Source organism: Camelimonas sp. ID_303_24 (assembly GCF_053543495.1).
Window position 1 is genome coordinate 99,244 of record NZ_JBLLJM010000005.1, and the last position, 15,504, is coordinate 114,747.

A 15,504-nucleotide genomic window follows, 5' to 3' on the forward strand; every position below is an offset into this window, starting at 1 on the left:
TCTATAGCCTTGCGAGGCCAACCTGTTTAATGCTTGCAGAAGACAGATCCACACGAACGAATGTGGAATTCCTCCGCAATCTTGAGACGCCAAAGTCCGGGGGGCGCCAGTTGAGTGAAACGCCGCTGTTCAGCATCAGGGACCTGGCCGTGAGCTTCACGGGCGCCGGCGTCGTCACGCAGGCGCTGCGGGGCGTTTCCTTTGATATTCCGCGCGGTCGCACCGTGGCGCTGGTGGGCGAATCCGGCTCGGGAAAATCCGTCACCGCCCAGGCGATGATGGGCATTCTGCCCAAGGCCGCGACCATCACCGGCGGCTCCATCCTGTTCAACGACCCGGGCCGCCCGGGCGCCCCGCTCGACCTGACCCGGCTTGACCCTTCCGGCAAGGACATGCGCTCCCTGCGCGGCGACCGCATGACCATGATCTTCCAGGAGCCGATGAGTTCGCTCTCGCCCCTGCACACCGTGGGCGACCAGGTGACGGAAGCCTACATGCTGCACAACCGCGCGCCGGCCCACGTGGCGCGCGAGGTGGCGGAAGCGGTGTTCGCCCGCGTTGGGCTGCCTGATCCGGCCCGCATCTTCAATACCTACCCGTTTGAGCTGTCCGGCGGCATGCGCCAGCGCGCCATGATCGCCATGGCCCTGATCTGCCGCCCGGCCCTGCTCATCGCCGATGAGCCCACCACCGCCCTCGACGTCACCACCCAGGCGCAGATCCTTGAGCTGATTTCCGACCTGCAGGCGGAAACGGGCATGTCGGTGCTGCTGATCACGCACGATCTGGGCGTGGTGGCCAATGTGGCCGACGACGTGGTGGTGATGTATCGCGGCCGCATCGTTGAATCCGGCGATCGCGAAACCATCTTCCGCAACCCGCAGCATCCCTATCTGCGCGCCCTGATGAACGCCGCGCCGCACTTCGACATGAAGCCGGGAGAGCGCCTGACGCCCCTGCGCGAGGTCGCCGACGCGCGCCTGCTCGCCACCCAGGCCCGCCCGGTGACAAAGCGCCCCGCTGGCCCGGTGCTGGAGGCGCGCGACATCTCCAAAACCTTCACCCTGCGCTCCGGCTGGTTTTCCGGCCAGACCCGCCAGGTGCGCGCCGTGTCTGATGTCAGCCTGACGCTGATGCCGGGCCAGACGCTTGGTCTTGTTGGCGAATCCGGTTGTGGCAAGACCACCGTGTCGCGCATGATCATGCGCGCCATCACGCCGGATTCCGGCAGCATCTGTTACGACGACGGCGACGGCCTGCGCGACATCAGCACGCTGAAGGGCGATGACCTGATGCGCTATCGCCGCGCCGTGCAGTTCATTTTCCAGGACCCCTACGGCTCGCTTAACCCGCGCATGACGGTCTACCAGTTGCTGACCGAGCCCATGCGCATCCACAATGTCGGCACGGAGCAGGAGCAGTTCGAGCGCGCCAGCCTGCTGCTGGCCATGGTCGGCCTCGACCGTCACGCCCTGCGCCGTTATCCGCACTCGTTCTCCGGCGGCCAGCGCCAGCGGCTCGGCATCGCCAGGGCCCTCGCCCTGTCGCCCCAGGTGCTGTTGTGCGACGAGCCGGTCTCGGCCCTCGATGTCTCGGTGCAGGCCCAGGTGCTGAACCTGCTGAAAGACCTGCAACAGGCGCTCGATCTGTCCTACATCTTCGTCTCGCACAATCTGGCGGTGGTGGACTACATGGCCGACGTCATCGCCGTGATGTGCCGGGGCCACATTGTCGAGCAGGCGCCGCGCGAAACCCTGTTCAACGCGCCGCTGCATCCCTACACCCAGGCGCTGCTGGCGGCGGTGCCGGCGCCAGACCTCGACCATCCGCTCGATTTCGAGAAACTCCGCTCCGGCCGCTTCTCCGAGCCGACGCTATGGCCTGAGCCCTACCGGCTGGGGAGCGGCGAGGCTGGCGTCATGCGCGAAGTCGCGCCACAGCACTACGTGCGTCTGGGAGACGCCGCCGGGAGGGCTGCGGCATGACCCGCGATCACCGCAAAATCCAGGAACCCCTGGAGATACAGGAAATCCTGGAAGCCCCGGAAACCCTGGAGATCCAGGCCCCTGCGCGCGCGCCGGGAATCTCGCGCCGCGCCCTGCTCACCGCCGGCGCGGCCCTTGCCGCGACGCCCCTGCTCGGCCAGCGCGCCTCTGGCCAAAGCGCGCCCGCTGGCGAAAGCCCGTTGTTGCAGCCGCAGGTGACGGCCGGCGCGTTGCCGCCGCTGAAGGATCGCCTGCCCCAGGACCCGCTGGTGGTCGATCTGCCGGCTCATGGGCGGCGCACCGGGACGCCAGGCGGGGAGATGACGACGCTGATCGCCCGCGCCCGCGACATCCGCTACCTGTCGGCCAACGCCTACACCCGTCTGGTTGGCTACACCGAACAGTTGCAGTTGCAGCCCGATGTGCTGGCGGCTGTCGATGTGGTGGAAGGCCGTATTTTCACCCTGCGGCTGCGACGCGGCCACCGCTGGTCCGATGGTCATCCCTTCACCAGCGAGGACTTCCGCTACTACTGGCAGGACATCATCAAGAACCCGGCGCTGACGCCGTCTGGCCCGCCGCTGTTCCTGCTGACCGACGGCCAGGAGCCGAAGTTCGAGGTGCTGGACGAGGTCACAGTCCGTTATTCCTGGCCGCGCCCCAACCCGCTGTTCCTGCCCACGCTCGCCGGCCCGCAGGATCCGTATATCTATCGGCCCGCCCACGTGCTGCGGCAGTATCACGTCAAATACACGCCAGCGGAGCAACTGGCCGAACTGGTGAAGAAGGCGCGGGTGAAATCCTGGGCGCCCCTGCACAACCGCATGGACGCCATGCTGGAGAATTCCAGCCCAACCCTGCCAACGCTGTTTCCATGGCGGCCGGTGGAAGCCGGGGCAACGCGGATCATCTTCGAGCGCAACCCCTATTTCCATCGCCTCGACAGCGCCGGCGCGCAATTGCCCTATGTCGATCGCGTCATCGCCGACATCGCCTCCGCCAGCCTGTTCGCCGCCAAGACCAACGCCGGCGAGGTCGACCTGCTCGCCCGCGGCCTGATCATGAGCGACATTCCGGTGCTGAAGCAGGGCGAGAAGGCCCACGACTACGCCACCCTGCTGTGGCGCATGGCCCGTGGTTCGGAGCTGGCGCTCTACCCCAACCTCACCGTCGCCGATCCCATGTGGCGGGCGCTGAACCGCGACGTGCGCTGGCGCCGGGCGCTGTCCCTTTCCATTGACCGGCACACCATCAACAACGCCCTGCTGTTTGGCCTCGGCAAGGAGGGCAACAATACGGTGATGGAAGGCTCGGCGCTGTTCCGGCCGGAATATCGCAACCGCTGGGCCGGGTACGACCCCGAGCAGGCGGCGCGGCTACTGGACGCGATCGGTCTCAAAACGTCGTCGTCGGGCATTCGCGCGGCGCCTGACGGGCGACCGCTGGAAGTGGTGGTGGAAGTGGACAGCGACACCGGCCTGGCCGTCGACACGCTGGAACTGATCACCGAGTTCTGGCGTGAAATCGGCATCAAGCTGTTCATCAAGCCGCAGGATCGCACCATCCTGCGCAACCGCGCCTATGAGGGGCGCGCCGTCATGGTGGCCTCCGCCGGCCTCGACAACGCCATTCCCACCGCGCAGATGGCGCCGACCGAGCTCGCACCGGTGCAGCAGGACAGCATGTCCTGGCCGAAGTGGGGGCAATACGCCGAGACCAAGGGCAAGAGCGGCGAGGCCTGCGACGACCCGGAGGCGAAGAAGCTGCTGGCCGCCATGGCCTCGTGGATGAACGCGACGGACGAAGCCGTGAAAGCCCGCGCCTGGCATGAGATGCTGGGCCTGCACGCCGAGAATGTGTGGTCGATCGGCACCGTCGCCGGCGCCCTGCAGCCGGTGGCCCTGCGCAACGGCCTGATCAATTTCCCCAAGACCGCGCTTTACAGCTGGGCGCCCACGGCGCTGCTCGGGATTTATCGCATGGACGAACTGTTCTGGGACCGCCCGGGGCGTCGGGGGAGCAATCCGGCATGATCAGCTTCGTTCTGCGCCGCCTCGGCACCATGGCAGTGACCCTGCTGCTCATCAGTTGCCTGGTGTTCGTCATCATCAAGCTGCCGCCAGGCGACTTCCTCACCAACCAGATCGCCGAATTGCGCGCCCAGGGCGGCGAGGCCGCCGCCGCCAAGGCCGCGTTCCTCATCAAGCAATATGGCCTCGACCGGCCGGTGTGGGAGCAATACCTCGCCTGGCTTGGCGTCTGGCCGGGGCCCAATGGCTTTTCCGGGCTGCTTCAGGGCAATTGGGGCTGGTCGTTCGAATATGATCGCCCGGTCAATGAGGTGGTGGGCGACGCTTTGTGGCTGACCCTTGCGATCAATATCGCCGTGGTGATTTTCGTCCACCTCGTCTCGATCCCGATCGCCATTTATTCCGCGGCGCGCCAGTACTCGTGGGGCGACTATCTGGCGACGCTGCTCGGCTATCTCGGCCTCGCCATCCCCAACTTCCTGCTGGCGCTGGTGCTGCTGTATTACATGAACCGCTGGTTCGGCATTTCCATTGGCGGCCTGTATGATCCCAAATACGCCACCGCGCCGTGGGACTGGGACAAGTTCAAATCGCTGCTGCAACACATGATCGTGCCGACGCTGGTCATCGGCCTTTCAGGCACGGCGGCGATGATCCGGCGCATGCGCGCCAACCTGCTCGATGAGCTGGGCAAGCAATATTACGTCACCGCCAAGGCCAAGGGCCTGCCGCCGACGCGCGCCCTGCTCAAATATCCGTTCCGCATGGCGCTGAACCCGTTCGTCGCCGACATCGGCCATATCCTGCCAGGCCTCGTTTCCGGCTCCATCCTGGTGTCGCTGGTAATGAGCCTGCCGACGGTTGGCCCCATCCTGCTGGCGGCGCTGCGGAGTCAGGACCAGTTCCTGGCCGCCTTCATCCTGATGTTCGTGGCGGTGCTGACCGTCGTCGGCATGCTGATCTCCGATCTGCTGCTGGCGTGGCTGGATCCGCGCATCCGCATGGGCGCGAGGTGAGCCGCATGAACACGACCCCGACCATGGCCTTCCCCCCCAGCGGACGCGACGCGCCGAAGACCCCGCATTTCGTGGATGACGCGCCGTTCGATCCCGGCGCCCGCGAGCCCACGGCCAATGACGACGAGCGCTATCTGCGCGCCTCGGCCCTGACGCTGATCTGGTGGAAATTCCGCCGCCACCGCCTTGCCGTCATCTCGGCCCTGGTGCTGGTGGCGCTCTACGCCAGCCTGCCGTTCGTGGAGCTGATCGCCCCTTATGGCCTGACAAAACGCAACGGCGACTTTCTCTACGCGCCGCCGCAGACGGTGCGGATTTTCCATGACGGCAGCCTGCATCGCCCCTTCGTCTACCCCTACAGCTTCACCTTCAACGAAGAGACCTTCACCCGCGACTACAAGGTGGACACGAGCCGGCCACAGCCGATCCGCTTCTTCTGTTCGGGCGAGCCCTACCGGTTCTGGGGGCTGTTCGACGCCAGCTTCCATCTGGTCTGCCCGCCGAAGGACGGCACGATGTTCCTGCTGGGCACCGACCGGCTGGGACGCGACATGTTCTCGCGCATCATCTATGGCGCCCGCATCTCGCTCACGGTGGGCCTGGTGGGCATCGCGGTGTCGTTCGCCCTCGGCCTGTTTTTCGGTGGCCTCGCCGGCTATCTCGGCGGCTGGGTGGACAACGTCATCCAGCGGCTGATCGAGATCCTGCGCTCGCTGCCAGAGCTGCCGTTGTGGCTGGCCCTCTCGGCGGCCCTGCCGGCGAACTGGAGCCCGCTGCTGGTGTTCTTTGGCATCACCATCATCCTCGGCCTGCTCGACTGGCCGGGCCTGGCCCGCGCCGTGCGCTCCAAACTGCTGGCATTGCGGGAGGAGGACTATGTCAAGGCGGCGGAGCTGATGGGCGCATCGCGTTCGCGGATCATCGGGCGCCACCTCATTCCCAATTTCATGAGCCACCTCATCGCCTCGGCCACCCTGTCGATCCCGTCGATGATCCTGGGCGAGACCGCGCTGTCGTTCCTTGGCCTTGGCCTGCGCCCGCCAATCACCAGCTGGGGCGTGCTGCTGAATGAGGCGCAGAACCTGGCGGCGGTGAACCTGTACCCATGGCTGCTGGCGCCCATCATTCCGGTGGTGGTTGTCGTGCTGGCCTTCAACTTCATGGGCGACGGCCTGCGCGACGCGGCTGACCCCTATCACTGACGGGCCTCAGGCCGCCTGAGCTGCGGGGCCGCCAGGCGGCTTCGCGGACCAGGCAAAGCCTTGCGCATGATCAGGCCCATGCCAGGCCGAGCACAAGCCAGGCAGAACCTATCCCGGGCAGTGCCCATCCCCGGGCAGTGCCCATCCCGGGGCAGTGTCCATCCCGGGGCAGTGTCCATCCCGGGGCAGTGTCTTGGCCCGGTAAATCCCAGGCCCGGCAAATATCCCACGCCTGGCAAGCTCACGCCTGGCAAGCTCCTGCCTGTTTACGCAACCCATCCGCGTCAGGCGCAGGCCCACACCGGAGGCGCTGACCGGGAGCGTCCGGTTGGCGCGCGTCTGGCTTGCAGGCGGCAATCGCCGCAAGCCCGCTGGCAAATACGACAATGCCCGCGACAGGCGCGGGCATGTTGCGTCGTGAGAATGATGCGCCGCGTGCAAAATAAGTCGCGTCAATGTGGCCATCGGGCGGGCCCAATGGCTTCACCGCGACGGCTTGCTCATTTGGACGGTTTGGCCGGCTCCGAGGCTTTGGCCCTGGCTTTCTGCTCCGCCAGCGTGACGAAGGTCGGGGCCTTTTCCAGCTCGTCACGGGACAGGGCGACGCGGATTTTGTCGACCTTGCCGTCCTCGCCGCGCACCACTTCAAGCTTGCCGAACGGCACGGCGACCTTTTTCTCGCCCACGCCAAGGAAACCGCCCACGCCGATCACCGCGCCTTCGGTTGCGCCGGTCTGCCCCAGCACCAGGTCCGTGATGGCGCCGACAGCCTTGTCGTCAGCCCCGACAACCGTGGATCCGATCAGCTTGCTGGCCATCCACTGGGAGCCGCTCTGGCCACTGTAAAATGCGGTCGCGGGGGCGCCAGCCGGCGTCGCCACTGCCCCAACCGCCGTCGGCGCGCGGGTCGCGTCCTTGCCCGTCACCGTCACGGCGCCAGCCGCCGACCCGCCATCTGCCTGCGCCAGCGCCGGCCCCGCCAGTCCGGCGGCTCCAGCCAGCGTCACAGCCAGCACAGCCATGCGGGAAACGGCCCCAAACCTGATCCTCATCAGTTACCCTCTCCGAAAACAGCGCGCCCGCAACAATCCACCCGACGACACGTCAGTCTGGAGCGCGAACAGCGCCGAAACCACTTGCCTGCCCATACATGGGGTTTCCCACCAGGCGTCTGCAACCAGATCGCCAGGCCCACGCTGATCGCCAGCCTCGTGGCCACACACCGCGTCGGCCCTGGCCAGGTCAGCGCTCTGAAAAAACCCGCCATAAGCGCGCTGGCGCATCCGATACCGGAACATTGGAGCTTTTTAAGGACTGTATCGCACCCAGATCGTGACGTTTAACCCAAAATCGGGGACATCTCCCCGCTCAAAGGCTCTGGTCCGGAGAAATTCGCCTGGCGGCGTTTCGTCCATTTGGCCGCCTCCCGGCGCGTGGCGCGCTTGCGTTGGAAGCGGCGCCAGCGCCGACCAGATATGGGGGGCAGCGCAACAATGCTGAGCTGCTTCGCCATGGCGCGGCGCGTCATCGCCATGCAACGCGCGTCTGGCTACTCGATGCGCACCTGGACGCTGTCGCTGGTTCCGCGCGAATCCATCACCGAAACCCGCGCGAAACCCGCGCCGTCAGGCTTCCAGAAACTCTGGCGCCGCATCTGCGCTTCGCCGACCGGCGCGCCATTGACGAACCAGCGCAATGGCGGCGCGCCGCCATTGGCGCGCAGGGCCAGATCCGGCAGGTCGCCGCCTGATCCGGCGCCCAGGTCGATGCTGGAGCCATCTGGCGGGAACGAGATGCGCAGCGGCGGAACCAGCGTCGCGGCGATGGTCTTGGGCGCCCCCTTGCGCAGATGGCGCAGCGGCGGCGGCAGCGTCGCGGCGGTCGCCTTGAGCACGCCAGGCGGCTGCAACAGCGGCTGCGGCTCACCGCCAATGCGGGCAAACACATCGAACAGCACCGGCGCCGCCGCAACGCGGCCCACCAGCCCCGGAACCGACGCGCCGTCGGCCCGCCCCAGCCAGACGCCAACCGTATGGCGGCGATCGTAGCCGACGGCCCAGGCGTCGCGGTAGCCCCATGACGTGCCGGTCTTGAAAGCGATCCGTCCCGTCACCGCATTGGCCGGCGGCGGCGCCTCGCGCAGGGCGTCAGCCACATACCAGGCCGCCACCGGATCGGTGAGCCGCCGGCTCTGCCCCACCGGATCATCCAGCCGCCAGCGCAGCGGAACCACGTCGCCGCCCCGCGCCAGCCCTGCGTAGAGCATGGTGAGATCGACCAGCGATATGCCGAGGCCGCCGAGCCCCACGGCCAGCCCCGGCGAGGCGTCGTCCGGCATGACGAGGCGGGCCCCGACGCCGCGCAGCCGCGCCAGCAATTGCGGCGCGCCAAGCTCCGACAGCAATTCCACCGCCGGCAGGTTCAGCGACATCTGCAACGCCTTGCGGGCGCTGACCGTGCCGAGGAACCCCATCTCGAAGTTCTCCGGCGCCCAGGCGCCATAGCGCGACGGGCGATCGTCCAGCACGGTTTCCGGGTGGGCCAGCCCCTGCTCGAAGGCGAGGCCATAGATGAATGGCTTCAGCGCCGAGCCTGGCGAGCGGATCGCCCGGCTGGCGTCGACCGCACCCGCCCGCTCCGCATCAAAATAGTCGGACGATCCCACATGCGCCCGCACCTCGCCGGTGGCGTTGTTCACCACCACGATGGCGGCGGAGATGCGCCGCCCCAGCGCCGCCGCCCGCTCCTCCGCCAGGGCCTGCAAGGCGGCCTGCAAGCGGGCGTCGATGGCGAGGGCCACATGCGTCCCGGCCTTTGGCGCCGGCGGCGCCCACGGGTCAGGCGCGCCTGGAACCAGGGCGATGGCCGCTTCCGGCGCCAGCGTCGCCATGTCGGCGGCGGGCGCCGCCCCGGCCCCGCCGTCCTGGGCGGAGATGGCCTGTTCGGCGAGATGCGGCGCCAGCATCGGCAACGGCCGCCGCGCCGTCGGCATGGCGGCGGCGCCAGCGCGTCCGGTTTCCGCCGCGACCAGCGCGCCAGCTTCCAGGCCGCGCTGCAGGACGCGGGCCCGCGCCGCCACGGCGGCGGCGGCGTTGCGATCGGGCCGGCGCGCCTCGGGCGATTGCGGCAGCGCCACCAGCAGCGCGGCTTCGGCGGTGGAGAGCCGGGCTGGCTCCTTGCCGAAATAGATCAGCGAGGCGGCGCGCACCCCTTCGATATTGCCGCCATAGGGCGCCAGGGTCAGGTAAGCGGTGAGCACCCCCTCCTTGCCCAATTGCCGCTCCAGTTGCACGGCCCGCACCATCTGCCGCAGCTTGGCGGAGAAGCTGCGCGCCTCGCGGGGCTCCAGCAGCCGCGCCGCCTGCATGCTGAGGGTCGATGCGCCCGACACCACCCGGCCATTGCGCGCCAGCTGCCAGGCTGCCCGCGCCACGCCCAGCGCATCGACGCCGCCATGGGCATCAAAACGCCGGTCCTCATAGGCCTTGAGCAGATTGATGAAGTGCGGATCGACCTCGGCCAGCTTCACCGGCAGCCGCCAGCGCCCTTCCGGCGTGGCGAAGGCGCGCAGCAGCCGTCCGTCCCGGTCCAGCGCCAGCGGCGAGGTCCGCTGCAACACGCTGAGATCGACCGGCCCCAGCGACGCCGCATAGCGCCACAGCGCCAGATAGCCGCCCCCGCCGGCTGCCGCCACCAGCAGGGCGGCCAGCCCCAGCCGCCGCAGCACACGGCCGCGCCGCCCGCCTGGGGCCTTCCCCGCTGCTGTTTCGGTCGCGTTCACGGCTTGCGCGCCGCCTCCACCGTCATGACGCCCGAGGCCGAGCGGCCAAACCGGTCCGGCCGGTACATGTCTTCCGCCGTCGCCGGCGGATGCACGAAGCGCCCCGGCGACACCACGCGGATGATGTAGCCGACATTGATGAACGCCGGCTGGCCCTTGCGCCGCTCATAGGCGGCGACGAAACGGTCATCGCGGAATTCGGTCGCCGTCGGCGCCGTTTGGTCCTTGTCGACCCAGGCGAAGGCGGAGAGCGAAGATCCCTCCACCAGCTTCGGGTTCTCGATCTCGACGCCGGCTGGCAGATGGTCCACCACCAGCAGCCGGGCGTTTTCCGCCGCCGCCTCGGTGATGCGCAGCATCACCGCCAGCCGGTCATTCTGGCGCAGGGTCGCCGGATCAACCTTCACACCGTCGAGACGATAATAGGCGCGCTCCACCTTGTAACCGCGCGACAGCTCCGGCTCCGGCGTCAGCGGATTGCCCGAGGTCGTCACCGTCAGTTGCGCCGGCTCGTCGCCCACATTGCCAATGCGCACCGGCTGGGCCAGGGCGGCGGCGTCCAGATTGCGGGACAGCCCGCCGGAAGACGTCTCGCCATTGAAGCTGATGCGCAGCTTCTTCGCGTCCTTCTCCAGCGCCAGGGCCGCCAGCAGCAGCCAGACATTCTCCTGGGTGCTGGTGTAGGTCACCTGGGCCCGCGACTGCTCCACCACCGTCGCCGCCTGCTGCACCAGATCGGCGCCAACGCCGGCCTCGGCGGCCAGGGTCAGGATGGCCGCGCCGTCGCGCAGCCGCGAGCCATAGTCCGGCCGCCAGGCGCCGCTGGTTTCGTTTTTCAGGCTGGTGACAGCGGCGCCGAAAGCGCTGTTGGCGCGCGGCCGGTCGCCGAGCAGCGCCAGGGCGGCCGCCACCTGGGCGCGGCCCAGCGGCGTCGCGATCTCCCGGATTTTGGTGTCAGCCAGATAACGCAGATCGCCCATCACCGGCCGGCCGTTGCGGGCCAGCACATAGATGGCGTAGGCCAGGCCGTCGCTGCTGCTGGCGTTGAAATCGCCGGCGTTGGCAACCGTATTGCGCAACCGCTCCAGCGCCAGGTCAAACGGCTGCTGCGGCACGGCGAAGCCGCGTTCGCGCGCCCGGGTGAGGAAGTCGCTCACATAGGCGTCGAGCCATATGTCATCGCCGCCCACCGACCACAGGCCAAACGAGCCATTGCTGTCCTGCCGCGACAACACGCGGGCGATGGAATCATTGATGCGCCGGTCGGCGTCATTGTCCGCCGGCATGGCGTGCGCCGCCGCCAGCTGGTTGCTGTACAGCAGCGGCAACGCCTTGCTCACCGTCTGCTCGGTGCAGCCATAGGGGTAGAGATCGAGCGCCCGCAGCAGCGCCGGGGCATTGAGCGCCGTCGACTGGGTCGCCGCGACCGAAGCCACGCCGGTTCCCGGAACCATGTCGGCCAGCAGCTCGCTGGTCAGCTCCACCGAGGCGCCCGGCGGCAGCGGCCGCACCGTGCGCCGGGCCAGCGCCGGCGCGCCGGGCTGGGCGCGCAGCGCCACGGTCTGGCTGGCCTCCACATCCTTGCCGTTCACCTGGATGGCGAGCCTGATCACGCCCTTGCCCGTCGCGGTCAGCGGGATCTCGAACGACGTCTTGCCGCCCTTCGCCAGTTTCAGCGTGCGCGACAGCGCCTCGGCCGGCGCAAGGCCGGGACCGGCCAGATCGACGTTGACGGCGTAATCACCCGCCGCCGCATCCACATTGTCCACCTGGACGTGCAGGCGCGACTGGTCGCCAATGGCCATGAAGCGCGGCGTCGTCGCCGTCACCACCACCGGATCGCGCACGATCACGTCCGTACTGGCCGAGCCGACGCGTCCGGCGCTCCATGCCGTCGCCATAACCCGCACCGCGCCATTGAACGACGGGATATCGAACTTCACCACCGCCGCGCCGTCCGGCCCGACCTTGACCACGCCGGAATAACGCGCCAGCGGCTCCTGGGTGGGGGCCTCGCCCTGCATCAGCGCCGCCGCGTCGCCGCCGGAGCGCAAGGCGCCGCGCGCGCCCTGCATGCCGTCGATGAGGTAGCCGTACAGATCGCGCAGCTCCGCGCCCAGCTGCCGCTGTCCCAGATAATAGTTCTGCGGCTTCGGCGGTTCGTAGCGGGTGAGATTGAGAATACCCACGTCCACGGCGGCGACGGTGACAAACGCCTCCTCGCCTGGCTTCAGCCCGGTCAGCGTCACCGGAATGGCCAGTTCGCCGCGCGGCCGCATCTGCGCCGGCGGCGCCAGCGCCACGCCAAGCTCGCGCTGCTCCCGGTCGATGGAGAACCACGACAGACCAAGCGCCCGGCCTGGCATGCGCTTCGCCGCCACATCCAGCGGGCGGTGGGCGAAGGCCACCGCATAGGCGCCCGCCCCCCAGTCCGCCTTCACCGGCACGCTAACCGTGGTTCCGTCGGCGGCCAACGACACGGCCTGCTCGTGCTGCACCCGGTCCGTGACGATCATCAGCGTGGCGGTGCCGGGGAAGCGGGCGTTGATGCGCGCCTGCATCACGTCGCCGGCCTTGTAGGCGGGCTTGTCCAGCGTCACCTCCAGGGCGTCGGGCGTATCGGCGCTGGCCTCCACCCCATAGCCCACATGGAAGGACACGCTGGTGACGGCGGCGGAGCCCCCGCCATCCGACGTGACCTCCAGCCGCCAGGAGCCCCAGTCCACGGGCGCGGCGATGCGGGCCGGCGCCCCGGCCGTGGCCTCGATGACGCCGTCGCTGACGCGACGGCTGGTCTTCACCGGCTCGGAGTTCCAGCGGCCATCGCTGTTGAACCATTGATAACGCCGCTCAACCTTGTACAGGCTCCACTTCAGCTGCCGGGCCATGCGGGCGCCGTCGGGCTGGGCCATCACCACATCGAAATTCGCCGTGGCCCCGGCGCTGAGGTCGCTGAACAGCCGCTTGACGCCGATCACCGGGCCGGAGGGCAGGATCGGCAGCGTCACCGAGCGCGAGACAGCGCGGCCGCCGTCCTCGCCAACGCGCAGCGTCACCGTCGCCTGCAACGGCCGGGCGGCGGCCGCGTCGTTCACCGGCGCCGAAACCACGGCCTTGCCGGCCCCGTCCGTGCGCACGGTTTCTTCCAGCTCGGCGGTAACCGCCTCGAATTTTTCATCGTCGATGCCGACCTGGTAGCCGTCCAGTCCCTTCACCGCCGTCGCCGGAGCCTCGGCGACGCCGACCTCGCCGCTCACGGTCAGTCCGGAGCCCGGCGCGCCATAGAGATAGCGCGCCTCCACCGCCACCTGCGCCGGCTCGCCCGGCTGCAACACTGGCGCGGCCGGCTTCAGGGTCACCTCCAGCCGCTCGGGCACATAGTCCTCGACCAGGAAGGTGGCCTCGCCGACGGAATCGCCCTTCGGGTCCACATAGGCCTTCACGCGCCATGTGCCGCCCTGCGCGCCGGAAAGCAGCGGGATAGACAGCGAGCGGCCGCCCAGCCCCTGGTCCTCGACCACGGCGCGGCGATATTCCACGCCGTCCGGCCGGCGCACCACCAGGGTCAGCGGCGCGCCAGCGGTCGCCTCGGCCCGGTTGTTGCGCAGCAGCGCGGTGAGGAACACGGTCTCGCCAGAGCGATAAACGCCGCGCTCGGTGAACAGGAAGGCGTCCATCGGCCCGGGCGCTTCGCGGCCCTTCACGCCGCGGTCGCTGAGGTCGAAAGCCGTCTGCTCCAGATCGAGAAAGCCGTAATCGCCGTCAGCGCCGTTGGCCACGACCATGCCGGGAGCGAGGCCGCCCTTGCCGCGCGCCAGCCCCGGATCGAAGGCGACAACGCCGCTGGCGTCGCTCTTTTGCGTCGCCAGCACGTCATTGTTGCGGGCGACGAGCCGCACCTCGACGCCGGAAAGCGGCTTGGCGGTGGCCAGCGAGCGCACCACCGTCCGGACGCCATTCTCCGAGGAAACCGCCGTAAGCCCCAGATCTGAAACGATAAACCACTGCGTCGCCCGCTCGCCGTAATCCGATTCCCGATCAAGCGGCACGGCGCCAGCCGGCTGGGCGGTCATCACATAGACCCCCGGCTCCAGCCTGCCGCCCGTCGCCTCCTGCACCGGGAAAGCCGTGATGACGTCGGCGTTGAGCTGCGACTTCACCTCCAGATCGCCAGACCAGACCTTGTAGCCCTTCCGGGTCAGCACCTCGTCGACCCCATCGCGCGACAGCTGCGCCATGAAATTGCCCGAGCGCACTGTCGGCAGCAGCGAACGGTCGCCAATGCGCGCCAGTTCGATCCGCACGGCGCTGGTGTTGACCGTGACGACCGGAATGCCTTCCTGGCCGGTGCGCGGCAGCACGTAATTGCGGCCGGTGAAGCGCGCCATGGCCGAGCGGTCGCGCACATAAATCTGATAGTCGGCGTTGGCGAGCAGGTCTTCGCCGACGGCGGATGGCAGCCCCTGACGCAGCACCACGCCATAGGTCTGGCCATGCTTGAGGCCATCGACGCAAAGCTGCTGCCCCTCGGTCGTCACCGCCGCGTTGGCGGCGCCAGCCAGCGCCACGAAGGGCGCGAAATCGACCCGGCCGCGCGCCAGCGGCTCGGAGAAGGTGAAGCAGACGCGCGGCGAGGCGGCGTCGGAATCCACCTTGTAATTGGTGATGCGGAAGCCGTGCTTCTTGCGCAGTTCGGCCCAGACCGCGCGCACCTCCGGCGCTTCGACCAGCGCCAGCGACGCCGCGTAAGCGTTGAGGGCCGGACGCCAGGAGCTGGCGGCGGCGAGCGCGGCGCCAAGCTCCGCCAGCGCCCCGGCCTTCTGCTGCCGGTCAGCCGCGAACTGGTAGCCGGCGTAAGCCGCGGTGATGGCGTCATTGCGCAGCCGCCAGCTATTGGTCCGGTCGCCCGGCGCGGCCTGACGGGCGGCGCGGGCCCAGACCAGCCACGCGGCCGCATCCTTGCCGTCAGCGACAATGGCGTCGCGGGCGGCGGCCATCGCCACCCCCCACTGCCCACGCGCCAGCGCCTGGTCCGCCGCCTGGCGGGCCTGCGCGCCCGGGCGCTGGCCAGCCCCCGGCTCAGCCCGCAGCCGCGTTTCCAGCTGCACGGCATTGCTGGCCAGATCCTCCCGCACGAAAGCTTCAGCCGGGCGGGCAGCCGGGCGGATGGATGTCGCCGCTCCAGCCTGGGCCCGCGCCGGTTGCGGCGCGGAGAACGGAACAAGCATGGCCAGGCCGGCCAACAACGCCGCCGCGAAGCCGGACCGGCGCCGCGACTGGACTTTGTATTGGGGGTCGCAAGGAGATTGCCGACGAGATGGCCTTGCATCCGGCGACGTCAAGGCGGCGCCTGCTCCGCTGGATCGCCTGATGCCCATGCCGCTTCTCCCTGACTGACCCGTCATGCCCAAAAATCCCGGACAAAATCTTGTTCGGGATTTTGCGAGGGCATTCTGCGCCCGGGCCGCGGGCGCTTTCAAGCGAGCTCGC

General features: G+C 68.7%; 7 protein-coding genes. 4 read left to right on the plus strand and 3 right to left on the minus strand.

Annotated elements, in window-relative coordinates; translation table 11 throughout:
* The first annotated feature begins 110 nt into the window (after positions 1–110).
* Genes ACERNI_RS06215 through ACERNI_RS06230 form a run of 4 tightly spaced genes read left to right on the plus strand, consistent with a single transcriptional unit; the run spans position 111 to position 6,233 of the window.
* On the plus strand, positions 111–1,985 hold the full coding sequence (locus tag ACERNI_RS06215; RefSeq protein ID WP_448832412.1) for an ABC transporter ATP-binding protein: 1,875 nt from the start codon (positions 111–113) through the stop codon (positions 1,983–1,985).
* The gene (locus ACERNI_RS06220; protein ID WP_448832413.1) at positions 1,982–4,018 is read left to right on the plus strand and encodes an ABC transporter substrate-binding protein; all 2,037 of its coding nucleotides are present in this window, start codon (positions 1,982–1,984) and stop codon (positions 4,016–4,018) included. Before ACERNI_RS06215 ends, ACERNI_RS06220 begins: the two co-directional genes overlap by 4 nt.
* Positions 4,015–5,031, plus strand: a complete 1,017-nt coding sequence (locus ACERNI_RS06225; protein WP_448832414.1) for an ABC transporter permease — start codon at positions 4,015–4,017, stop codon at positions 5,029–5,031. Before ACERNI_RS06220 ends, ACERNI_RS06225 begins: the two co-directional genes overlap by 4 nt.
* A 5-nt stretch (positions 5,032–5,036) precedes the next feature.
* The gene (locus ACERNI_RS06230) at positions 5,037–6,233 is read left to right on the plus strand and encodes an ABC transporter permease (protein ID WP_448832415.1); all 1,197 of its coding nucleotides are present in this window, start codon (positions 5,037–5,039) and stop codon (positions 6,231–6,233) included.
* Between the two features lie 500 nt (positions 6,234–6,733).
* Here ACERNI_RS06230 and ACERNI_RS06235 read toward each other — a convergent pair whose 3' ends face one another.
* From ACERNI_RS06235 to ACERNI_RS06245, 3 genes are all read right to left on the minus strand, one after another.
* Positions 6,734–7,285, minus strand: coding sequence for a PRC-barrel domain-containing protein (locus ACERNI_RS06235; protein WP_448832416.1), 552 nt, complete (start codon positions 7,283–7,285; stop codon positions 6,734–6,736).
* A 497-nt stretch (positions 7,286–7,782) separates the two neighbouring features.
* Positions 7,783–10,014: a penicillin-binding protein 1C gene (pbpC, locus tag ACERNI_RS06240; RefSeq protein WP_448832417.1), complete on the minus strand. Its 2,232-nt coding sequence runs from the start codon at positions 10,012–10,014 to the stop codon at positions 7,783–7,785.
* Positions 10,011–15,242, minus strand: coding sequence for an alpha-2-macroglobulin family protein (locus tag ACERNI_RS06245; RefSeq protein WP_448832418.1), 5,232 nt, complete (start codon positions 15,240–15,242; stop codon positions 10,011–10,013). The genes pbpC and ACERNI_RS06245 overlap by 4 nt, the downstream gene beginning before the upstream one ends.
* Positions 15,243–15,504: the final 262 nt, after the last annotated feature.

What these genes read in the sequence shown, in the direction of transcription:
- ACERNI_RS06225 (WP_448832414.1), top strand. Translation starts at nt 4,015, where the DNA reads ATGATCAGCTTCGTTCTGCGCCGCCTCGGCACCATGGCAGTGACCCTG.
- ACERNI_RS06245 (WP_448832418.1), bottom strand. Translation starts at nt 15,242, where the DNA reads ATGCTTGTTCCGTTCTCCGCGCCGCAACCGGCGCGGGCCCAGGCTGGA.
- ACERNI_RS06230 (WP_448832415.1), top strand. Translation starts at nt 5,037, where the DNA reads ATGAACACGACCCCGACCATGGCCTTCCCCCCCAGCGGACGCGACGCG.
- ACERNI_RS06220 (WP_448832413.1), top strand. Translation starts at nt 1,982, where the DNA reads ATGACCCGCGATCACCGCAAAATCCAGGAACCCCTGGAGATACAGGAA.
- ACERNI_RS06235 (WP_448832416.1), bottom strand. Translation starts at nt 7,285, where the DNA reads ATGAGGATCAGGTTTGGGGCCGTTTCCCGCATGGCTGTGCTGGCTGTG.